This window comes from Oceanimonas marisflavi (assembly GCF_003049725.1).
Lineage (GTDB): Bacteria > Pseudomonadota > Gammaproteobacteria > Enterobacterales > Aeromonadaceae > Oceanimonas > Oceanimonas marisflavi.
In genome coordinates, this window is the sequence record NZ_QAGM01000003.1 from 1 (window position 1) to 20,880 (window position 20,880).

Genomic DNA, 20,880 nt, shown 5'->3' on the forward strand with positions numbered 1-20,880 from the left:
GGCTTCCTTCAGGCCCTGCCGTTGGCCAACAGCGCCCTTGCCATTCGGATTATCTTCCCCTCAGTCAGGGTGATTCAGGTTTCTTTCAACCTGACGGGTTTGCCAGCTTCGCTGGGCAAACAAAAAACCCGCGACAAGCGCGGGTTCTTTAATAGCTACACCTGAACTCAGGCAGCAACCACCTGAATGGTTACGGTAGCTTTAACGTCTGCGTGCAGCTGAACACCGATTTCGTATTCACCTACGTTGCGCAGAACGCCGTCATACAGGCGAACTTCGCTCTTGGCCACTTCAACACCGGCAGCGGTGATGGCATCGGCCACGTCACGGGCACCGATGGAGCCAAACAGCTTGCCTTCGTCGCCAGACTTGGACTCGATAACAACGGCTTCCAGAGCAGCCAGTTGATCGGCGCGGGCCTGGGCAGCAGCCAGCTGGTCGGCCAGCTTGGCTTCCAGCTCGGCGCGGCGGGCTTCAAAAGCCGCTACGTTGTCTTTGGTAGCCAGTACTGCTTTGCCCTGGGGCAGCAGGAAGTTACGGGCATAACCGGACTTTACGGTTACCTGGTCACCCAGGCCGCCCAGCTTGGCGATTTTATCCAGCAGAATTACTTGCATGATTACCTTTCCTCTTTACAGGTACGAGTTAGGCCGCTGCTTACTTGTGCAGATCGGTGTAAGGCAGCAGGGCCAGGTAACGAGCGCGTTTGATCGCACGGGCCAGCTGGCGCTGATATTTAGCGCGGGTGCCGGTGATGCGGCTCGGTACGATTTTACCGGACTCGGTGATGTAGTTCTTCAGGGTAGCGATGTCTTTGTAATCGATCTCGGTAACACCGTCAGCGGTGAAACGGCAGAACTTACGACGACGGAAATAACGTGCCATGATTCTCTTCCTCTACTAAAACGTGAATTACTCGGCAGCGGCTTCGGCGCGAGCATCGTCGCGACGGGGCTGACGCTCTTCCTTGGCCTTGGCCATTTCGGAAGGCTCGGTAACGGCTTGCTTGGTGCGCATGATCATGTTGCGCAGCACGGCGTCGTTGTAGCGGAAGTTAGTTTCCAGCTCGTCGATCACAGCCTGGTCAGACTCAACGTTCATCAGAACGTAGTGAGCTTTGTGCAGTTTGTTGATCGGGTAAGCCAGCTGACGACGGCCCCAGTCTTCCAGACGGTGGATTTGACCACCGGCATTGGTGATGGCGCCGGTGTAGCGCTCGATCATGCCGGGAACCTGTTCACTCTGGTCAGGGTGAACCATAAATACGATTTCGTAATGACGCATGGATTGCTCCTTACGGGTTATAGCCTCGGCGCGGGCTCAGTCACACCAGCGGAGGCAAGGAACTTGATTTTAACGACTGATTTCAAGGCGGCGTAGTTTAAGGGATAACCAACCGGCCGGCAAGGAATTAAATGCGGGGACTGGGGACTGGGGACTGGGGACTGGGGTGTTTTTACCAATCCCTAATCCCAAGTCCCTATTCCCCGGTGTTTTCAGCGCAAGCGGCGCTGTAACCCGATGGCGGCAATCACGATTAACGCGCCGAGGTAGACGTTCCAGTCGGGGAACTCGGCAAACAGCACCATGCCCATCAGGGTGACGAAGATCAGCCCCGAATATTCGCTGGCGGCAATCTTGCTGGCGTCGGCCATGGCGTAGGCCATGATGCAGATGCCCTGATAGATAATGCCCACCAGGGTGGAGCCAATCAGCAGCCACCACACCTCACCGGGAGTGGGCTGCCAGCCAGGAATCGCCAGCGCCAGACTGGCGGGAATGGCCAGTGCCTGGGTCATAAACAGGGTGGCCAGCACAGAGCGACCCTGGGGCAGCCGGCGCACCAGCACATTGGAGGCGGCCATCGACAGCGCAGTGAGCAGCGCCACCCAGGCGGCCCAGTGCCACTCGGCGGGGTTGAGCACCACCAGTATGCCGCCAAAGCCGAGCAGGCTCACCCCGTAGGTGGCCGGACGCACCGACTCCCGGTTGATCAGCGCCGCCAGCGGCAGGGTCAGCAGGGGTGCGGCGTAAAACACCGCATTGGCGGTGGCCAGAGGCAGGTAGATCAGGCTGACAAACACGCAGGCGGAGCCCATCAGCAGCAGGTGGCCGCGCAGACAATGGATCTTCCACTGCCCCCAGCCTCTGTGTTCCGGCGCCAGCCGCCACCAGAACGGCAGCAGCAGCAGCGAGGTCAGGGTAAAGCGCAGAAACACATACTGGTAGGGCGTGATCTGGCTCTGCCCCATGAGTTTCACCAGCACATCGCCAAAGGAGATCATCAGGTTGCCGAGCACCAGCAAAAAAATCGCCAGCAGCTGGCTGTCGGCCCGCATACGGCCCACTAGCTGTTGCATGTCAATTCCATCACCCGATTAGCCCCTTGGGTCATTTGTTGTGAAGCGTGTAAGGGTGAGGAGCTGGAGTACCCCTCGTGTTGGGATTCGCTGCGCTCATCGCCAACCTACGTTTTACTCGTGAGGAGTGAGTGAGTAAGGAGTGAGGCATCTCCTCCCCCCCTCTCCCTTCACCCCTCACCACCATTACCCGCGCTGGCGCACCATTTCAAACAGGCAGACGCCGGTGGCCACCGATACATTCAGGCTGGATACCGAGCCCGCCATGGGAATGCTCACCAGCTCGTCGCAGTGCTCCCGGGTCAGGCGGCGCATGCCCTTGCCCTCGGCGCCCATCACCAGCGCCAGCGGCCCGGTAAACCTGGCCTGATAAATGCCGTGATCCGCCTCGCCGGCGGTGCCCACCACCCAGATGCCCTTGTCCTGCAGGGCGCGCAGGGTGCGCGACAGATTGGTCACCTGAAACAGCGGCACCACCTCGGCGGCGCCACAGGCCACCTTGCGCGCCACCGGCGTCAGGCTGGCGGACTTGTCCCGGGGCACAATCACCCCGTGCACACCGGCGGCGTCGGCGGTACGCAGGCAGGCCCCCAGGTTGTGGGGGTCGGTGACGCCGTCCAGCACCAGCAGCAGCGGCGTCTCGGTGCGGGCCAGCAGGGCATCGAGATCCGCCTCGTTCAGTGCCGGCAATGCCTTTATCCGGGCCACCACACCCTGGTGCTGGGCGCCGCCGGCCTTGCCGTCCAGGGTCTGGCGATTAGCCAGCTGGGCGCGCACGCCCACGGCCTGCAACTGCGTCTGCAGCTGCTGCAGACGGGCATCGTCCCGACCCTTGAGCAGCCAGACTTCCAGAATGTTTTCGGGGTGGTTTTCCAGGGCGGCGTTCAGGGCATGAATGCCGAAGATCAGTTCACTACTCATGTTTTTTCTCGGGGAATAGGGAATGGGGATTAGGGAGTGGGAAATGGGCTCAGGTATTAACTATTCCCTGCTCCCTATTCCCTACTCCCTGATAGGATCAACGGCGCTTGCGACCGCGGCTGCGGTTACGGGAACGGGGCTTGTCGCTCTTTTCGCCTTGTTCGCTCTTTTCGCCGCCCTTGCCGCCGGTGGGCTTGGCGCGCTTGCGCGATTTCAGGTTTTTGGCGCCCTTGCCGCCGTCAAACTCGGCCTTGGGGCCTTCCTCCACCAGCTCAAAGTCGATCTTGCGCTCGTCCAGGTTCACCGCCATGACCTTGACCTTGATCTTGTCGCCCAGGCGATAGCGGCGGCGGAAGTTCTCGCCAATCAGCTGCTGGCGGGCCGGATCGAACTGGTAGTAGTCGTTCTGCAGGCTGGAGATATGCACCAGACCGTCGATATGGAACTCGTCCAGACGAACAAAGAAGCCAAAGCCGGTCACGTTGGCGATGGTGCCGCCAAACTCGTTGCCCACATGATCCAGCATGTATTCACACTTGAGCCAGTCGGCCACGTCGCGGGTGGCGTCGTCGGCCCGGCGCTCGGTCATGGAGCAGTGCTCGCCCATGGGCGCCACTTCGTCATACTGGTAAGGCACGCCACCGGTCTTGCTGCGCTCTCCGCCGTGCATTTTGGCCAGCTGGGCCTTGATGGAGCGGTGCAGCACCAGATCCGGATAACGGCGAATGGGTGAGGTAAAGTGGGCGTAGGACTTCAGCGCCAGACCAAAGTGACCGTTGTTTTCGGCCTGATACATCGCCTGCTTCATGGAGCGCAGCAGCATGGTCTGGATCAGCTCCGCATCGGGTCTGTCCTTGATCTGCTCGGCCAGCAGGGCGTAGTCCGCCGGCTCCGGCTCCAGACCGCCTTTCAGCTCCAGGCCCAGTTCACCGAGGAAGCTGCGGAATCCGGTGAGCTTTTCCTCGCCCGGCTTGTCGTGTACCCGGAACAGGGCGTGAGCCTCCTGCTTTTCAATAAAGCGGGCGGCGGCCACGTTGGCCATGATCATGCACTCTTCAATGATCTTGTGAGCATCGTTGCGTACCACGGGCACGATCCGCTCGATCTTGCGCTGGGGGTTGAACACAAAGCGGGTTTCTTCGGTTTCAAACTCCACGGCGCCGCGCTGGTGGCGGGCTTCCTTCATCGCCAGATACATGCGGTTCAGCTCTTCCAGGTGCGGCACCAGCGGCGCGTAGCGCTCCCGCAGGGTTTCGTCCCCTTCCAGCATGGCGGCCACCTTGGTGTAGGTGAGACGGGCATGGGAGTTCATCACCGCTTCATAGAATTTGAAGCCGGACAGCTTGCCGGTGGCGGAGATGGTCATTTCCGCCACCATGCACAACCGGTCCACCTGGGGGTTGAGGGAGCACAGGCCGTTGGACAGCACCTCGGGCAGCATGGGGATCACCTGCTCGGGGAAATACACGGAGTTGCCGCGCTGATAGGCTTCCGCATCCAGGGGGGAATTGGGGCGCACATAATAGGACACGTCGGCAATGGCCACCCACAGGCGCCAGCCGCCGGAGCGCTTGGGCTGACAGTGCACCGCATCGTCAAAGTCGCGGGCGTCTTCGCCGTCTATGGTCACCAGCGGCAGATCCCGCAGATCCTTGCGGCCCGCCTTGGCTTCTTCCGGCACCTCTTCGGTGAGATTGGCAATCTGCTGCTTCACCGCTTCCGGCCAGTCGTGGGGAATGTCGTGGGTGCGCAGGGCAATTTCAATTTCCATGCCCGGATCCATGGTTTCACCCAGCACCTCGATGACCTTGCCGATGCCGGTCATGCGCTTGGTGGGGCGCTGGGTAATGGTGATCACCACCACCTGGCCCATGCGTGCGCCCATGGTCTCGCCCTGGGGAATAAGAATATCCTGGGCGATGCGGCTGTCGTCGGGCACCACATAGCTGACGCCGTTTTCCACAAAATAACGGCCCACCACGTCCAGGCTGCGGGACTCCAGCACCCGCACCAGACGGGCTTCGCGCCGGCCGCGGGAGTCAAAACGCAGGGGCTGCACCAGCACATAATCGCCGTGCATCACCGCATCCATCTCGCGCTGAGCCAGGAACAGATCGTCGCCGCCGTCTTCCGGGCGCACAAAGCCAAAGCCGTCGCGGTGGCCGATCACCTGGCCCTTGATCAGGTTCAGCTTGTCGGGCAGGGCGTAACACTTGTTGCGGGTAAACACCAGCTGGCCGTCGCGCTCCATGGCGCGCAGCCGGCGGCGCAGGGCTTCTTCCTGCTCTTCGCCGGCGAGGCTCAGCTCGGCGAACAGTTCGTCCCGGTTGGCCGGCGTCTTGCGCTGTTTCAGATGCTCAAGAATAAACTCCCGGCTGGGAATAGGGTTGTCGTATTTTTCGGCTTCCCGCTGCTGGAAAGGATCTTGTTGTTGTGACATAAGAGGGTCCGTTTGGAGCACTGTGATACAGGGTTTATATCAACAGTGTAAGAATAACAAGTGACAACACGCCCGGTTAAGCATTAACCGGGCGTGTTGAATATGAGGGAAGCCGCCGGGCATTACAGATTTTTCAGCATCTCTTCCGGCAGCGCCAGGCTCTGGTTGCTGTTGATGCCGATGCCCCGCTCAAGAATATTGCGGGCGATGGCCTTGGCCTCGTCCAGGGAGTGCATCACATAGGTGCCGCACTGATATTCGTTGAGCTCGGGGATCTGGGACTGATTTTCCACCTTGAGCACGTCTTCCATCGCCGCCTTCCAGGCACTGGCCACGCGCTGCTCGTCGGGCGCGCCCACCAGGCTCATGTAAAAGCCGGTGCGACAGCCCATGGGAGAAATATCGATGATCTCCACGCCGTTACCGTTGAGGTGGTTGCGCATAAAGCCCGCAAACAGGTGCTCCAGGGTATGAATGCCCTTTTCGGACAGAATTTCCTGGTTGGGCAGGCAGAAACGCAGATCAAACACGGTAATGGTGTCGTTGTGGGGGGTGGCCATGGTTTTGGCAACCCGCACCGCCGGGGCTTCCATACGGGTGTGATCGACGGTGAAACTGTCCAGCAGTGGCATGAGTAACTTCCTCAATTCAAATTCAATCAGTCATTGTGGCAAAAAAACCGCAAGGTTGAAACAAAAGAGCGGGGATTGGGGAGCCGGTGCCGTGCTGTGCTCGGTGCGAACCAGTCCCTATTCCCTAATCCCCAGTCCCTAAAGTTACACCGCTTCTTCGTTCTGCTCGCCGGTGCGAATGCGGATCACCTGGCCCACGTCGAGCACAAAAATCTTGCCGTCGCCGATCTTGCCGGTGCGGGCCGTGTTTTCAATGGCTTCGATGCAGGACTCCACCAGCTCGTCCTGCACCACCAGCTCCAGCTTGACCTTGGGCAGAAAGTCCACCATGTATTCGGCACCCCGATACAGTTCGGTGTGGCCCTTCTGACGGCCAAAGCCTTTTACTTCCGATACCGTCATGCCGGTAATGCCGCGCTCGGCCAGGGCCTCGCGCACGTCGTCCAGCTTGAAGGGCTTGATAATGGCTTCAATTTTTTTCATCGGTGGCTCCTTACCAGTTTGTTTTGCCAAATCCCGAGGTAATGGGGTAACGCCGGTCCTTGCCGAAATTGCGCGCGGTAATGCGCGGGCCCACGGCGCTCTGGCGGCGCTTGTATTCGTTGATGTCCACCAGCTTGATCACCCGGCGCACATCGGCTTCATCAAAGCCGGCGGCCAGCAGATCCTCCAGGGATTTGTCCTGCTCCACATAGCCTTCCAGAATGGCGTCGAGCACATCATAGGGGGGCAGGCTGTCCTGGTCGAGCTGATCCGGTGCCAGCTCGGCAGACGGCGGCCGGTCAATCACCCGCTGGGGGATCACATAGCCCAGGGTGTTGCGGTACCGGCACAGCTCAAATACCAGGGTCTTGGGCACGTCCTTGATGGGAGCAAAACCGCCCACCATATCGCCGTAGAGAGTGCAATAGCCCACCGCCACTTCACTCTTGTTGCCGGTGGTCAGCACCAGCCGGCGGCGCTTGTTGGAAATGGCCATCAGCAGCACGCCCCGGGAGCGGGCCTGCAGGTTTTCTTCGGTGGTATCGCGCTCGGTGCCTTCAAACATGGGAGCCAGCTGGCCCATAAAGGCGTCGAACATGGGCTCGATGGAGACGATATCGAACTCCACCCCCAGGCGCTCGGCTTCTTCCTGAGCGTCTTCCACACTGATGGAGGCGGTGTAGCGGAACGGCATCATCACCGCCTGCACTCTGTCCTTGCCCAGGGCATCCACGGCAATGGCCAGGGTCAGCGCCGAGTCGATGCCACCGGAGAGCCCCAGCACAGCACCGTTAAAGCCATTTTTGTTGATGTAATCCCGGGTGGCCAGCACCAGCGCCTGATACACCTCGGCCAGGGGCTCAAGGGCGGGCTGAATGGCACCGGGTACAGGCGCGCCCTGCTCAAACCGCACCAGTACCAGGTCGTCGGCAAAGGCGGGCAGGCTTTGAGTGAGTTCGCCCTGGGCGTTAAACACCTTGGAGCGACCGTCGAACACCAGCTCATCCTGACCGCCCACCTGATTGAGGTAAACCAGGGGCAGGGCATTGTCGCGGCTGCGCTGGGCCAGCAGATCCTTGCGGATCCAGGCCTTGCCTCTGTGGTAGGGCGAGGCATTAAGGCTGAGCAGCAGTTCGGCCCCCGCCGCCTTCGCCGACGCCGCCGGACCGGCTTCCCACACGTCTTCGCAGATCAGCAGGCCCAGCTGGTGGCCTTTAAACTCGATGACGCAGGACTCGGTGCCGGCGGTGAAGTAGCGCTTTTCGTCGAAAACACCGTAGTTGGGCAGCAGTTGCTTGAAATAACGCCCCTTCAACTCGCCCCGGTAAAAGAAGGAAGCGGCGTTATACAGCTTGCCGTTTTCCCGCCAGGGGTGGCCCACCACCAGGGCGATATGCTGACTGGCTGTGGCAAGCGTATTCAGCGCGGCGTCTACCCGTGCGTGCAGATCGTCGCGATACAGCAGATCTTCCGGCGGATAACCAGTCACCGCCAGCTCGGGAAACAGCACCAGATCGGCGCCCTGCTCAGTCGCATTGGCGGCGGCGGTCAGCATCAGTTGGGTATTGGCTTCAATGGCACCGACGGTCGGGTTAAGCTGGGCCAGCGCCAGGGTAAGGGATGAGGACATGATTGTTCTGTGGTTCAAAGGGCAATAACCGCCATAGTAATAAAAGACGGGGGCCTTGTCAGGCCCCCTGTATTCCATGGCTTAGGTACAGTTGCCCGGCAGAGCCGTACCCGATGGTCGCCCGATCACCACCAGCAGGCAGCCACCGGACACACTCTTCTGACCACTTAATGAAGCCGTCCAGGCGCCTGAAGGAACCGACTCGTACCCGCTGGGCAGGCTCGGGGACAGGGTAGCCGAAGAGCCAGGCGTCACATAGCAGTTATAGCTTATGCCCTGGTTATTGGCCTGCTTCCCTCCGTTGCCTCCTCCCTGGCCGGGAGAAGACTGAGTTTTACCACATACATCACCGTTGTACATGACTGACACACTGGTGTAGTGGCTATCGTTACAGGCGGCTTCCAGGTAATTCCCCGCCGCATCCTGAGCATAAGTCAGGCATTTTATCGGTCCACTGACACTGGCCAAGCCATTTATATCCGGCACCGTCACCTTCAGTTTCGATGTCTTGCGGTGTTTGTCATCATCCTTGTTTTCATCGGGCGACAATGGTTTAAAAGCGGTAATGCCGCTGTTACCACGCCGAATTGTAGCGGTGATGTCTGCATCCCCTTTCTCCTTGGCATTTACCACACCACGGCTGTAGGTACCATAATAGTTCTGGTTGGAGTCCACTATGGTCCGCACCGCTTCGTTGCTGACTGAGGCCACAGTGGTTGCCTTGTTAGAAGTCCAGTCCGCCAGCAGGGTCAGGTTTACCTCGTAAAAGGGCACATATTTCAACAAATTTGAAGGCGGTGTTTCGCTTTCACCGATGATTTCCTCGTCCAGATACTGGCGGTATTCCGGCGAAACGATATCTACATAAATACCCCTGGCCATCAGCTGCCGCAGACCGGGCTGCAAGCCATCAATATCCGTAGTGATCGGTGCATTCGAATCCAGAGCCAGAATTTCCTCCTTGTGATCGTTGAGGTAATTATCAAAGGTATCAGGTGAGTAATAACTTTCTCCCACCACCTTGTCGCCTTTTTCTACCTGGCTAAGAATGTATGCAATCACCACCTCATTTACATAATCCTGATAAGCCTGCCGTACGGCCGTGTTGGACAGAAGGGAGGCATCGAAAATATTCAGCGCCACCAGATTCCAGTCATTGGCCATTTCATAGATGCCATTGATGCGCACCATACGGCAGGCCTCAACATAGGGCAGAGACAAGGCAGCTGGAGTAAAACTATATACTTTAGTCGTGTTGTTATAGGTTGCATTGTAATGAGTACCGATGGGATCATCATCCCGCTTGACAATATTATACCAGTGGCTGAATTGAGTGCTGTCCGGGCCATCGAAGTGATTGGCGCAACACTTGGTGCACAAGGGATCCTGATTCTGCGTTGCCGGCACACCGGTCACCTTGCTGGCAGTCTCCCCCTTGACCCAGTATGAAAGCCCGGATACAACCGAACGCACCGACGGCAGGTCGGCGACGCCGGTGCTGCCGAGTTTGCAGTTGCAGGCCACCGTTGCCATGTCCTGCACCTGAGACTTCTTGTTGCCGGTGTCGTAGGCATTGGTATTGAATGCCACCCTGAGGCTGTCTGAACTGCCCTGCTGCACCAGCTTGGGCAAGGGGCGGCTGGTTTCCTGGGTAATGCCATCCCCAAGGGTGATGGGGATCACATTGGGAACCGTACCCGGGGTATGGGATACCTCGGGACCACCCAGCCCCAGCCCAATATTGCCCCCGCCGTTGCCCCCGCCAAAGCCGCTAAACGATTGCTTGGGGGACACCACAGAGGACAGGGTAAAGCTTTGAGGCTGTCCGGTATCATCCCAGTTAACGGTAACCGCGATTTCCTTTTTGTCCGAGGGCACTCCGGTCGGGGGAGGAGTCACCCACTGGCTATTGGCTTCGTCCCAGCCGTAGTCATTGACGGTCCAGGCCAGATCGTAGGAGATCTCGTCCACCGCGCGGGTTTCGGTGCCCCCGGAAATATTCTGGTAGCTCAGCTGATCCCTGAATTGCCGGAACTCATCCAGCTTGGACTCGGCCAGCCGCACGGCTACCTCCCGGTTGAGTCCGTCCCGGCTGTATTCCAGATAACTCTTGTTCAGCTGCAACAGGGCGCCCGCCGTCACCGCCACAATCACAAAGGCGATCAGCGCCTCTACCAGACCAAATCCTTGGTGCCGTTTCATGCCGCCTCCTGCTACCAGTCTTTCCAGCTGCCGGGAATGACATCAATGGAAATAAAGGGATTACTGCTGCCGCTTCCCAGGCCGCTGCTGGCGCAGGCACTGAGATCACAGATAATGTCTTCGTTATAAATAAAGCTGAAGGTGCCATTGGCCATGGTCACACTGTCGTGGTTGGCCAGCAGGCTGCCATAAAACTCGGCGCCGCCGTTGACCTTGATGTTATAGGCCGGAGCGGCGGCGGGATCTGAGTCATAGGAAAACAGTATGCCGTAGAATTTACTGCTGGCATTCATCACCACACTACTGTCCTTGACCAGCAGAATCACAGGGGCAGTGCTGGAGCCAATGGTGTCAAAAGTGCAGTTTGCCGCGCCCTCAACGATAAAAAAACCGGCGCCGCCGCTCAGCAGGGGATCCGTGCAGCTGCTGACAATGGCGGTGGCCTTGGCATTCAGCTTTTCCCAGGCAGCGGCGGAGTCCGGCTCGCCAAACACATAGTCGAACATGTCACTGGGAAAGCCGGGATCATTGTCAACAATATCGCTCCTGATAACCGTACTTGAGCCCTGCTTGTGGCTGTAGGCATTATTGGTGGTGCAGCCGCCATTCTTGTATTCGTGCAGGCCACAGGTCAGGGCACTGCCGCCTATGGTGACCGCGTCCTTGCTCCATACCGACACCGGCACTCCCTTGCCGCTGCCATTGGGATTGGCCACTATGGTGATATTACCGTTCAGGGGGGCCGTGCCACTGATGATCAGGGGGGCTGCCGGCCCGGAAGTATTGGGGTTGAGCACACCGCTTTCAGCCACCTGCACACTGACCCGGCTCTGCGCACCGCTCGCCAGGGTAGCGGTGGAAACTATCTCTCTGACGCCGTTTATCGGCACATCCTCGGCTATGGTCACCTGATAGGTGGCCGTGCCCGACGAGGTGCTGACCGTGCCGGCAGGAAGCGTCGTGACCGAGTCGCTGACATTGAGCCAGGCGATGGCCTCGGCCATGCCCTGCTCCGCCGCCGCCATGGCCACCCGGTAGTCGATTTCGTTCAGGGTAATACGCTTTTCCGATACCAGCACCTTGCCGATAAAGGCCGATACCGCCACCAGTATCGACACCAGGATCAGGGTGACCGCCAGAGTGGTAAATCCGTTGTGTCTGTTCATGGTTCAGTACCCGTCGTTACGCAATTTGATTTGTCGCTGCAGGCTGACGGACAGCCCCCCCCGTGAAGCATGGGACGCAGACACCGCCAGCTCGATGGCCCGCATGCCGGTGGTGCTGCTGCCGGATACCAGGGCAAACCCCAGATGATCGATCAACACTTCCTGGTCCGATATCAGCCGGCTCCAGCCGGTGGTGCTGTCGCACAGGCTGGCCATCGAGCCCGTAGCCACAGAGGCCGTGATGGAGTTGCTTTCCTGATATTCCAGCTGCTCGTTGGCGGCATCGTAATGATAAACACGGATCACCGGCTCACCGTCCCAGTAGCGGACGCGGATACAGTCCGGCGCCGTGGCGCCACTGGAGGCGTAGAGATCCGCCGAAGGAGAGAAGACATAGGCGGTTGAAGGCGCAGAAGATGGCGGCGTTCCGCTTTGTGCGTCTTCGGCGGCGCTGGGGTGGTAGCCCGCCCGGCGTATGTCACGCATCATGACATCGGCCATGCCCTGCACATCCTGATTCAGGCGCGACAACATCAGGGTGGTGTTGCCGGCGGCGATCACCGAGGCAAACAGCGAGGTCACGCCCGCCACCACAATCAGGCCAGCCACCAGCGACACCAGCATTTCCACCAGGCTCATGCCCTGTTGTAAGCGGCTGGCTAGCATGATGGCACTCCCATCAAATCATCAGCAGAGCAGGTTCTGATACGGCCGACATTAGACGTAATTAGCTTCATCATATGGTTGCCGTTAGAAAGCTGAATATTGCCACTGGAAAGACTGTTTCGTCTTGGGCCAAAGGTCAGGCGGCTGGGTGAATAGGAAGCCGTCAACATCATAGATGGATAGTTCTGGCTGCTGACGGCTTCAATAATATCTCCGGTGCAGTCACCAGATTCATGAAGTGTATAGCTCCAGCTTGTCGAGCCCGAATTGGTAAAACAGACGGTGACCTCACTGTTGCGCTTGATCGCCTCGCTGCGGGCCAGCTGCAGATCGGCATACACCGCCATGCCGGCGCTGCGCACCGTATATTGTTCGCGCAACCCTTGAAAGCTGGGCACGGCAACGGTCAGCAACACTGCCATCACGGCAAGGCCGACCAGCAATTCAACAAGGGTGAGACCGGACTGCTCTCCTGGCATGCTATCTGATTCCTCCATGAATACAGAGATATACTGCCGCAAGACACAAGTTGGGTTAAGCTTGAACCACTTACGGAGTTTAGACAAGGATGTTCTAAATGCGCAGATATAATGGTTTTACGCTGACAGAGCTGTTGATCACGGTAGCCGTGCTGGCCATCATCACTGCCGTGGCCTACCCCTCCTTTTCCAGCCACCTGCTAAAAAGCAAGCGTATTGAAGCCATACAGGCGCTGTACAGCATGCAGTTAAAGCAGGAAGACTGGCGCATCACCAACCCCTCCTACACCAGTTCGGCGACCAATCTGATAAGCCCGGTCAGCAACGCCCGCTATACCTTTAGCGCCTCGGTTTCCGGCAGCAGCTATACCCTGACCGCCACCGCCAAAGGCAGCCAGCTGAACGACAAGGAAGGCAGCACCGTCTGCTCACCGCTTACCCTGAACCGGGACAACAGCAAGTCTCCGGCCGCCTGCTGGCAATAAAAAACCGCCCCTCGGGGCGGCCTGATTATACCGATTTGATTTTGAGCTCGGGCGGTACTTCAAACACGATATTTTCTTCCCGGCCCGGGTGCTCGGTCACGGTATGACCGCCCAGCGACTGCAGATGGGAGATCACCTCCTGCACCAGCACTTCCGGGGCCGAGGCACCGGCGGTGACGCCAATGCGCGCAGCACCCTGCAGCCAGGCCGGCTCGATCATTTCCACACAGTCGATCAGGTGTGCTTCGGTGCCGATCTTCTCCGCCAGCTCCCGTAACCGGTTAGAGTTGGAGGAGTTGCGCGAGCCCACCACCAGCATCAGATCCACCTTGGCGGCCAGTTCCCGCACCGCGTCCTGGCGGTTCTGGGTGGCGTAGCAGATATCGTCCTTGCGCGGCCCTTCAATGGTGGGAAAGCGCGCCCGCAGGGCGTCGATCACGTCCGAGGTTTCATCCACGCTCAGGGTGGTCTGGGTGACAAAGGTAAGCTTGTCGGGGTGCTTCACCTGCAGCGCCGCCACGTCTTCCGGGTTTTCCACCAGATACATGCCGCCATCAATGCTCTCATACTGGCCCATGGTGCCTTCCACCTCGGGGTGGCCGGCATGGCCGATAAGAATGGTTTCAATGCCCTTGCGGCTGGCCCTGTGTACTTCCATATGTACCTTGGTCACCAGCGGGCAGGTGGCGTCAAACACCTTGAGGCCGCGCCGCTTGGCTTCTTCCCGCACCGCCTTGGACACGCCGTGGGCGGAGAAGATCACAATATTGCCGTCGGGCACCTGATCCAGCTCGTCCACAAACACGGCGCCGGCATCCTTGAGCTTGTTGACCACATAGCGGTTGTGCACCACTTCGTGACGGACATAGATGGGGGCGCCGAACTTTTCCAGGGCGCTCTGCACTATGCTGATGGCTCTGTCTACGCCGGCACAGAAGCCACGGGGGTTGGCGAGCAGGATTTGCATGATCAGGCTCCGTTTTCGTCGTCTACGCTCAGGATTTCCACCTCAAAGGTGACATTCTGACCGGCCAGAGGGTGGTTGAAGTCCACGGTCACCGAGTCGCCGGCCACACCGCGAATAATGCCGGGGATCTCGGCACCATTGGGCTGGGTGAACGACAGAATGGCCCCTTCTTCCAGCTCCAGATCGGCGCCAAAGCGGCTGCGCTCCATATGGTGAATGTTGTCCGGGTTGATCGGACCAAAGGCATCGTCCGGGGTCAGTTCAAACACCTTTTGGGCGCCGCTTGCCAGCCCCAGCAGGCAGGCCTCAAAGTTGTCGGTCAGGCTGCCATCGCCCATCTGCAACCGGGCGGGCTTGCCGTGCACCTGAGTGCTGTCGGCCACGGAGCCGTCTTCCAGCTTGATGGTGAAATGAAACAGCACCGTGCTGTTGGGGCCGATAAGTTTGCTCATTGGGGGCTGTCCTTTTTAAAGCTGTCGATAATGATCATGGCGGCGCCGATGAAAATAAAGCTGTCGGCCAGGTTGAACGCCGGCCAGTGCCAGTTGCCCACGTAGAAGTCGAGAAAATCGACCACATGGCCAAGCCAAAGCCGGTCAATCACGTTGCCGATGGCGCCGCCGATGATCAGCGCATAGGCCACCGGCAGCCAGCGCGCGGTGCGCGGCGCCTGATACATCCACCAGCCGAGCAGCCCGGTCACGGCAAAGGCCAGGCCGGCAAAAAACCAGCGCTGCCAGCCGCCCTGATCCGCCAGAAAGCTGAACGCCGCCCCCGGATTGTAAACATGCACCAGGTTAAAGAAGGGGGCGATCTCCACCCCCGGATAACCGTAATCCAGATAGTTTACGGTCAGCCATTTGCTCAGCTGATCCAGCACTATGGTGACCAGCGCCAGCCACCACCAGCGCAGGCCGCTATTGCGCACTGCCCGCATCAGGCAAACCGGCGAACTTCGCCGTCTCCGGCCACGTTGGACACACAGCGGCCGCAAATGCCGTCGTGGCCTTCATGGCTGCCCACATCGTCCACATGGTGCCAGCAGCGGCCGCACTTGTCGGCACCGCTTTTGGTAACCTTCACTTTCAGGCCGGCCAGCTCGGTGTCGGTGGCGTCCGCGGCGTCGGCAAGCGGCGCTATGGTGACCTTTGAGGTCAGCATCACAAAGCGCAGCTCATCACCCAGCTGGGCCAGCTTGCCGGCCAGGGCGTCGTCGGCATAGAGGGTAATGTCGGCTTCCAGCGCGCCGCCAATCACCTTGTCGCCCCGGGCGCTTTCCAATGCCTTGTTCACCGCCTGACGCACTCTGAGCAGCTCGGCCCAGTAGGCATCGTTCAGCTGCTCGCCTTCGGCCAGACCAAACAGGCCGTCGTAGAACTCTTCGGTAAACACGAAGCGCTCGCGCTTGCCGGGCAGCAGGGCCCAGATCTCGTCGGCGGTAAAGCTCATGATGGGCGCCATCCAGCGAACCAGGGCTTCCACAATATGGTACAGCGCGGTCTGGCAGGAGCGGCGCGCCTGACTGTCGGCCTTGGCGGTGTACTGCCGGTCCTTGATCACGTCCAGATAGAAGGAGCCCATCTCGATGGAGCAGAACTGCATCAGTTTCTGGGTGACCAGGTGGAAGTTGTACTCGTCGTAGGCCTGGGTGATTTCCTGCTGAATGGCCTGGGCGCGGCCCACGGCCCAGCGGTCGATCACCACCATGTTCTCCGGCGCCACCATGTCGGTTTCCGGGTTGAAGCCGTTGAGGTTGGCCAGCAGGAAACGGGCGGTGTTGCGAATACGGCGATAGGCATCGGCGCTGCGCTTGAGGATCTCGTCGGACACCGTCATCTCGCCGGAATAGTCGGTGCTCGCCACCCACAGGCGCAGAATGTCGGCGCCCAGCTTGTTCATCACCTCCTGGGGGCTGACCACGTTGCCGATGGACTTGGACATCTTGCGGCCCTGGCCGTCCACGGTAAAGCCGTGGGTCAGCACCTGGCGGTAAGGAGCATGGCCCTTCATGGCGGTGGAGATCATCAGGGACGACATAAACCAGCCACGGTGCTGATCCGAGCCTTCCAGATACATGTCGGCGGGGTAACCCTGAAACTCGGGACGCACGTCAACCACAGAGGCGTGGGTGGAGCCGGAGTCGAACCACACATCCAGGGTGTCGAGCACCTTGTCGTACTGATCGGCTTCCTCGCCCAGCAGTTCGGCCGGGTCCAGATCCCACCAGGCCTGAATGCCGGCTTTTTCCACCCGCCTGGCCACTTCTTCCATCAGCTCGGTGGCGCGGGGGTGCAGCTCCTGAGTGTCTTTATGCACAAACAGGGCAATGGGCACGCCCCAGGTACGCTGACGGGAGATACACCAGTCCGGACGGTTTTCCACCATGGACTGAATGCGGTTCTGACCCCACTCCGGCACCCACTGTACCTGTTCGATTTCGTTCAGCGCCTGACCGCGCAGACCGGCCTGATCCATGCTGATAAACCACTGCGGCGTGGCCCGGAAAATAATCGGGGTCTTGTGCCGCCAGCAGTGCGGGTAGGAGTGAGTGTAGGCCTCGTGGTGCAGCAGGGCACCGCGCTCCTTGAGCACCTCCACCACGGCGTCGTTGGCCTTGAATACGTGCTGGCCGGCAAACAGCTCGGTATCGGGCAGGTAAACGCCGTTGCCGCCCACCGGATTGGCCACTTCCAGGCCGTAGTGCTGGCCGACCGCAAAGTCTTCCTGACCATGGCCGGGGGCGGTGTGCACGGCACCGGTACCTGAGTCAGTGGTGACGTGATCACCCAGAATGGCGGGCACATCGAAGTCGTAGAAGGGATGCTTAAAGCGCTTGAGCTCAAGCTCGGCGCCCTGACAGTAACCCAGGTTGTGGTAATGAGTGATGCCGGCGCGGTCCATCACGTCCTTGACCAGATCGGCGGCCAGGATCAGCCGCTCGGGATGGTCGCCTTCCACCTGCACCAGGGCGTAGTTCAGCTCGGCGTGCAGCGCCACCGCCCGGTTGGCGGGCAGGGTCCAGGGGGTGGTGGTCCAGATCACCACAGACACCGGGCCCTTGCCGGTATGGCCCTCGGCGCAGTCAAAGCTGGCGGCCACGGCGGCTTCGTCAACGGCCCGGAAGCGCACGTCAATGGCCGGCGAGCGCTTGTCTTCGTATTCCACTTCGGCCTCGGCCAGCGCCGAGCCGCAGTCGGTGCACCAGTGCACCGGCTTGGAGCCCTTGTGCAGGTGACCCTTGTCGATGATCTTGCCGAGGGCGCGAATGATGTTGGCCTCGGTGTCGAAGTTCATGGTCAGGTAGGGATTGTCCCAGTCACCCAGCACACCCAGGCGAATAAAATCGGCCTTCTGGCCTTCCACCTGCTCTTTGGCATAGGCGCGGCAGGCTTCACGGAACTCGGCGGCAGACACCTTGACGCCGGGCTTGCCGACCTTGCCTTCCACCTTCAGCTCAATGGGCAGGCCGTGGCAGTCCCAGCCGGGAATGTAGGGAGAGTCGTAGCCCAGCAGGCCCTTGGACTTGACGATGATGTCCTTGAGGATCTTGTTGACCGAGTGACCGATATGAATGCTGCCGTTGGCGTAGGGAGGGCCGTCATGCAGAATAAACGGCTTTTTGCCGGCCTTGGCGCGACGCACGGCACCGTAGAGATCTTCATCAATCCAGCGCTGCAGCATGTCCGGCTCGCGTTTGGCCAGGTTGCCGCGCATGGGAAACTCCGTTTCGGGCAGGTTCAGGGTGTGTTTATAGTCGCTCATGGATCCTACATTCCGTTCGGTTCTGACACCGCCAGGCCGAACCATTTTCGGGCACTGGCGGCATCGCGTTGAATCTGCTCCTTCAACAGCGCAAAGGAAGCGAATTTTTGTTCATTTCGCAGCTTGTGGCACAGCTCTACTTCCACCTGCTCGCCGTATATCTCACCGGAAAAATCAAACAGGTGCACTTCCAGCAGGGCCTTGGTGCCGTTCACCGTGGGCTTGTGGCCGATATTGGCCACCCCGGGATAGCGCTGCTTGCCCAGTTTCAGTTCCACCGCATAGACCCCCGCCACCGGAATGACCCGGCGCTTGAGCGCCACATTGGCGGTGGGAAAGCCGATGGTGCGGCCCAGCTTGGCCCCATGGGCCACCCGCCCGCACAGACTGAAAGGGCGGCCCAGCATGCGGGCGGCATCGTCCAGCCGGTCTTCCGCCAGCGCCTTGCGAATAAGGGTGCTGCTGACCCGGCGGTTTTCCATGCGCCAGCTTCGCGTGCTGACCACCTCAAAGTCAAAGGCACGGCCGGCCTGGGTGAGCAGCCGAAAGTCTCCGCCCCGGTTGCGGCCAAAGCGAAAATCGTCCCCCACCACCAGAAAGCGCACGCCCAGCTTGTCGACCAGCAGACCGCGAATAAAGTCATCCGGACTCTGGGCGGCAAAACCGGCGGTAAAACGCACGCACAGCAGCCGGTCGATGCCGAGCCGGGCCAGCTGAGCGTATTTTTCCCGCAACCGGGTCAGCCGGGGCGGCGCATCGTGACCGGCAAACAGCTCCTGAGGCTGAGGCTCAAACACCATGACACAGGCGGGCACGCCCAGACGACGCGCCTGCTCCACCAGGCCACGCAGCACCGCCTGGTGCCCAAGATGCACGCCATCGAAGTTGCCAATGGACAGCACGCAGCCCTGATGCCACGGTTTGATGTTGTGAATGCCGCGAATTAGCTCCATAAGTCTCGCTGCCGGCCCCTGCAAATCGGCGGATTATAACTCAGCCGGCCCCCGGGATCAGCCCTTGATGGACAGCGACGCGATCGGGTGCAATCCCGTTGCACTATTCAGCCGCCCTGAAATGGCGGGGCCGCACGCCCAGCAGCAGCAGCAGCACACCGTAACACAAGGCGCCGGCTCCTATGTAGCCCAACAGATGCAGTGCACTTTGGGCCAGGTTCCACCCGGCCCAGATATCAAGAGAGGGTGACAGCCACCACAGCAACAGCGCCATGCCGGCGCCCGCTCCGGCCACCTGCCCCATAAAGACCAGGGTGGTTCTGCTCGGACTGTATACGGCCCGCTGGTGCAGCCCCCAGCCCAGCAGGCCGGCATTGAGCATGCCCGACAGGGCCGTGGCCAGGGCCAGCCCCACATAGCCCAGGGGAAAGATCAGCACGGCATTGAACACCATATTGGCCACCATGGCGATAATGCCAAAGCGCACCGGCGTTTTGGTGTCCTGACGGGCGTAATACCCGGGCGCCAGCACCTTGATTAGCATAAAGGCCTGCAGCCCCAGACCATAGGCCACCAGGCTTTTGCCCGCCGCCGCCACTTCTTCCACGCCGAACTCACCACGCATAAACAGCACCCGCAGCATGGGCTCGCTCAGCATGATCAGCCCCAGCATGGCGGGAAAGCCCATCAGCAGCACCATGCGCACACCCCAGTCCATGGTGGCGGCAAAGCCGTCTCTGGCTTCATCCACATGCCGGCTGGACAGAGCCGGCAAAATCACGGTGGCGATGGCAATGCCGAACAGCCCGAGAGGGAACTCCAGCAGCCGGTCCGAGTAATAGAGATAACTGATGGAGCCGGTGGCAAGAAAGGACGCCAGCATGGTGTCGAACAGCAGGTTCACCTGACTGACCGACACCCCGAACAGCGCCGGTATCATCAGGGTACGGATTTTCACCACCCCGGGGTGATGCCAGGCCCAGCGCGGCCGCACCAGCAATTTGAGCCTTGCCAGAAACGGAAACTGAAACAGAAACTGCACCAGGCCGCCGGCAAACACCCCCACCGCCAGACCAATTTCCGGCTGGGCCAAGTGAGGCGACAGCCACCAGGCTGCGGCAATGATGCACACATTGAGAAACACGGGAGTAAAGGAGGATACCGCAAACTTGCCAAAGGTGTTGAGAATGGCCCCGGCCATGGCGGTAAAGCTGATGAACCACAGATAGGGAAAGGTGATCTTGAGCAGCAGGGAGGCCAGTTCGAACTTCTCCGCCTCGGGGCCGTCCTGCAGCCACTCCATAAACCAGCCGGCGCCAAACAGGGCGGTCACCACCCCGGAGCCCAGCATGCCCGCCAGGGTGACCAGAGTGACGATCAACCCCAGGGTGCCCGATACCGCCGCCAGCAGATCCTGGGTGTCCTTGAAGCTTCTGGTCTGCTTGTATTCGGTCATCACCGGCACAAAGGCCTGGTTAAAGGCACCCTCGGCAAACAGCCGGCGCAGAAAGTTGGGAATGCGGTTGGCAAAAAAGAATACGTCGGCGGAGGCTCCCGCCCCCATCAGGTTGGCGATCACCACGTCCCGGGCCAGTCCCAGCACGCGGGAAACCAGGGTCATGGCAGAGACAATCATGCCCGACCGCAACAGCGCCTTGCTCAAAATGAAAACCTCACGGTAAGAAATTGCTGAACGCAGGTGAATACTGCTAGAATTCGGCGGACAGTTTAACC

20 protein-coding genes are annotated in these 20,880 nt (G+C 59.9%); 1 reads left to right on the top strand and 19 read right to left on the bottom strand.

Annotated elements, in window-relative coordinates:
* Nucleotides 1–167: 167 nt before the first annotated feature.
* From rplI to DA373_RS02735, 13 genes are all read right to left on the bottom strand, one after another.
* Nucleotides 168–617: a 50S ribosomal protein L9 gene (gene rplI / locus DA373_RS02675; RefSeq protein ID WP_107850821.1), complete on the bottom strand. Its 450-nt coding sequence runs from the start codon at nucleotides 615–617 to the stop codon at nucleotides 168–170.
* Between the two features lie 40 nt (nucleotides 618–657).
* On the bottom strand, nucleotides 658–885 hold the full coding sequence (rpsR, locus tag DA373_RS02680; protein WP_014291460.1) for a 30S ribosomal protein S18: 228 nt from the start codon (nucleotides 883–885) through the stop codon (nucleotides 658–660).
* A 27-nt stretch (nucleotides 886–912) separates the two neighbouring features.
* Nucleotides 913–1,284 carry a 30S ribosomal protein S6 gene (rpsF, locus tag DA373_RS02685; RefSeq protein ID WP_107850822.1) on the bottom strand — a complete coding sequence of 124 codons (372 nt, stop codon included), beginning with the start codon at nucleotides 1,282–1,284 and terminating at the stop codon, nucleotides 913–915.
* 212 nt (nucleotides 1,285–1,496) lie between these two features.
* Entirely contained in the window at nucleotides 1,497–2,360 is an 864-nt protein-coding gene (locus DA373_RS02690) for a DMT family transporter (protein ID WP_107850823.1), read from the bottom strand.
* Between the two features lie 186 nt (nucleotides 2,361–2,546).
* On the bottom strand, nucleotides 2,547–3,281 hold the full coding sequence (gene rlmB / locus DA373_RS02695; protein WP_107850824.1) for a 23S rRNA (guanosine(2251)-2'-O)-methyltransferase RlmB: 735 nt from the start codon (nucleotides 3,279–3,281) through the stop codon (nucleotides 2,547–2,549).
* A 97-nt stretch (nucleotides 3,282–3,378) separates the two neighbouring features.
* Nucleotides 3,379–5,721, bottom strand: coding sequence for a ribonuclease R (gene rnr / locus DA373_RS02700; protein ID WP_107850825.1), 2,343 nt, complete (start codon nucleotides 5,719–5,721; stop codon nucleotides 3,379–3,381).
* A gap of 122 nt (nucleotides 5,722–5,843) precedes the next feature.
* Nucleotides 5,844–6,353: an S-ribosylhomocysteine lyase gene (gene luxS / locus DA373_RS02705; RefSeq protein WP_107850826.1), complete on the bottom strand. Its 510-nt coding sequence runs from the start codon at nucleotides 6,351–6,353 to the stop codon at nucleotides 5,844–5,846.
* 144 nt (nucleotides 6,354–6,497) lie between these two features.
* The gene (glnB, locus tag DA373_RS02710) at nucleotides 6,498–6,836 is read right to left on the bottom strand and encodes a nitrogen regulatory protein P-II (RefSeq protein ID WP_107850827.1); all 339 of its coding nucleotides are present in this window, start codon (nucleotides 6,834–6,836) and stop codon (nucleotides 6,498–6,500) included.
* A gap of 10 nt (nucleotides 6,837–6,846) precedes the next feature.
* Nucleotides 6,847–8,466: an NAD+ synthase gene (locus tag DA373_RS02715; protein WP_107850828.1), complete on the bottom strand. Its 1,620-nt coding sequence runs from the start codon at nucleotides 8,464–8,466 to the stop codon at nucleotides 6,847–6,849.
* Nucleotides 8,467–8,547: 81 nt separating this feature from the next.
* On the bottom strand, nucleotides 8,548–10,668 hold the full coding sequence (locus DA373_RS02720; RefSeq protein WP_107850829.1) for a type IV pilus modification PilV family protein: 2,121 nt from the start codon (nucleotides 10,666–10,668) through the stop codon (nucleotides 8,548–8,550).
* Between the two features lie 11 nt (nucleotides 10,669–10,679).
* Complete coding sequence (locus tag DA373_RS02725) at nucleotides 10,680–11,834, bottom strand: pilus assembly PilX family protein (RefSeq protein WP_107850830.1); 1,155 nt, start codon at nucleotides 11,832–11,834, stop codon at nucleotides 10,680–10,682.
* Between the two features lie 3 nt (nucleotides 11,835–11,837).
* Complete coding sequence (locus DA373_RS02730) at nucleotides 11,838–12,500, bottom strand: PilW family protein (protein WP_107850831.1); 663 nt, start codon at nucleotides 12,498–12,500, stop codon at nucleotides 11,838–11,840.
* Entirely contained in the window at nucleotides 12,494–12,979 is a 486-nt protein-coding gene (locus DA373_RS02735) for a GspH/FimT family pseudopilin (protein ID WP_107850832.1), read from the bottom strand. Before DA373_RS02735 ends, DA373_RS02730 begins: the two co-directional genes overlap by 7 nt.
* A gap of 98 nt (nucleotides 12,980–13,077) precedes the next feature.
* Between DA373_RS02735 and DA373_RS02740 the strand changes: the two genes are divergently transcribed.
* Nucleotides 13,078–13,464: a type IV pilin protein gene (locus tag DA373_RS02740; RefSeq protein ID WP_107850833.1), complete on the top strand. Its 387-nt coding sequence runs from the start codon at nucleotides 13,078–13,080 to the stop codon at nucleotides 13,462–13,464.
* A 25-nt stretch (nucleotides 13,465–13,489) separates the two neighbouring features.
* Here DA373_RS02740 and ispH read toward each other — a convergent pair whose 3' ends face one another.
* The 6 genes from ispH to murJ all read right to left on the bottom strand — a co-directional run bounded on the left by ispH (nucleotide 13,490) and on the right by murJ (nucleotide 20,809).
* Nucleotides 13,490–14,431: a 4-hydroxy-3-methylbut-2-enyl diphosphate reductase gene (gene ispH / locus DA373_RS02745; protein WP_107850834.1), complete on the bottom strand. Its 942-nt coding sequence runs from the start codon at nucleotides 14,429–14,431 to the stop codon at nucleotides 13,490–13,492.
* Between the two features lie 2 nt (nucleotides 14,432–14,433).
* Nucleotides 14,434–14,883 carry an FKBP-type peptidyl-prolyl cis-trans isomerase gene (gene fkpB, locus DA373_RS02750; protein WP_107850835.1) on the bottom strand — a complete coding sequence of 150 codons (450 nt, stop codon included), beginning with the start codon at nucleotides 14,881–14,883 and terminating at the stop codon, nucleotides 14,434–14,436.
* Nucleotides 14,880–15,368: a signal peptidase II gene (gene lspA, locus DA373_RS02755; protein ID WP_107850836.1), complete on the bottom strand. Its 489-nt coding sequence runs from the start codon at nucleotides 15,366–15,368 to the stop codon at nucleotides 14,880–14,882. The genes fkpB and lspA overlap by 4 nt, the downstream gene beginning before the upstream one ends.
* On the bottom strand, nucleotides 15,368–18,193 hold the full coding sequence (gene ileS / locus DA373_RS02760) for an isoleucine--tRNA ligase (protein WP_107850837.1): 2,826 nt from the start codon (nucleotides 18,191–18,193) through the stop codon (nucleotides 15,368–15,370). Before ileS ends, lspA begins: the two co-directional genes overlap by 1 nt.
* Nucleotides 18,194–18,198: 5 nt before the next feature.
* Nucleotides 18,199–19,146, bottom strand: a complete 948-nt coding sequence (gene ribF / locus DA373_RS02765; protein WP_107850838.1) for a bifunctional riboflavin kinase/FAD synthetase — start codon at nucleotides 19,144–19,146, stop codon at nucleotides 18,199–18,201.
* A 103-nt stretch (nucleotides 19,147–19,249) separates the two neighbouring features.
* Nucleotides 19,250–20,809, bottom strand: coding sequence for a murein biosynthesis integral membrane protein MurJ (gene murJ, locus DA373_RS02770; protein WP_107850839.1), 1,560 nt, complete (start codon nucleotides 20,807–20,809; stop codon nucleotides 19,250–19,252).
* Between the last annotated feature and the right edge of the window lie 71 nt (nucleotides 20,810–20,880).

Bases quoted from the DNA above. Each gene is read 5' to 3' on its own strand.
- ispH (WP_107850834.1), bottom strand. From the start codon at position 14,431: ATGCAAATCCTGCTCGCCAACCCCCGTGGCTTCTGTGCCGGCGTAGAC.
- rnr (WP_107850825.1), bottom strand. From the start codon at position 5,721: ATGTCACAACAACAAGATCCTTTCCAGCAGCGGGAAGCCGAAAAATAC.
- DA373_RS02720 (WP_107850829.1), bottom strand. From the start codon at position 10,668: ATGAAACGGCACCAAGGATTTGGTCTGGTAGAGGCGCTGATCGCCTTT.
- luxS (WP_107850826.1), bottom strand. From the start codon at position 6,353: ATGCCACTGCTGGACAGTTTCACCGTCGATCACACCCGTATGGAAGCC.
- DA373_RS02735 (WP_107850832.1), bottom strand. From the start codon at position 12,979: ATGCCAGGAGAGCAGTCCGGTCTCACCCTTGTTGAATTGCTGGTCGGC.
- DA373_RS02715 (WP_107850828.1), bottom strand. From the start codon at position 8,466: ATGTCCTCATCCCTTACCCTGGCGCTGGCCCAGCTTAACCCGACCGTC.
- DA373_RS02690 (WP_107850823.1), bottom strand. From the start codon at position 2,360: ATGCAACAGCTAGTGGGCCGTATGCGGGCCGACAGCCAGCTGCTGGCG.
- lspA (WP_107850836.1), bottom strand. From the start codon at position 15,368: ATGCGGGCAGTGCGCAATAGCGGCCTGCGCTGGTGGTGGCTGGCGCTG.
- rpsF (WP_107850822.1), bottom strand. From the start codon at position 1,284: ATGCGTCATTACGAAATCGTATTTATGGTTCACCCTGACCAGAGTGAA.
- glnB (WP_107850827.1), bottom strand. From the start codon at position 6,836: ATGAAAAAAATTGAAGCCATTATCAAGCCCTTCAAGCTGGACGACGTG.
- DA373_RS02725 (WP_107850830.1), bottom strand. From the start codon at position 11,834: ATGAACAGACACAACGGATTTACCACTCTGGCGGTCACCCTGATCCTG.
- ribF (WP_107850838.1), bottom strand. From the start codon at position 19,146: ATGGAGCTAATTCGCGGCATTCACAACATCAAACCGTGGCATCAGGGC.
- DA373_RS02730 (WP_107850831.1), bottom strand. From the start codon at position 12,500: ATGCTAGCCAGCCGCTTACAACAGGGCATGAGCCTGGTGGAAATGCTG.
- rpsR (WP_014291460.1), bottom strand. From the start codon at position 885: ATGGCACGTTATTTCCGTCGTCGTAAGTTCTGCCGTTTCACCGCTGAC.
- DA373_RS02740 (WP_107850833.1), top strand. From the start codon at position 13,078: ATGCGCAGATATAATGGTTTTACGCTGACAGAGCTGTTGATCACGGTA.
- rplI (WP_107850821.1), bottom strand. From the start codon at position 617: ATGCAAGTAATTCTGCTGGATAAAATCGCCAAGCTGGGCGGCCTGGGT.
- rlmB (WP_107850824.1), bottom strand. From the start codon at position 3,281: ATGAGTAGTGAACTGATCTTCGGCATTCATGCCCTGAACGCCGCCCTG.
- ileS (WP_107850837.1), bottom strand. From the start codon at position 18,193: ATGAGCGACTATAAACACACCCTGAACCTGCCCGAAACGGAGTTTCCC.
- fkpB (WP_107850835.1), bottom strand. From the start codon at position 14,883: ATGAGCAAACTTATCGGCCCCAACAGCACGGTGCTGTTTCATTTCACC.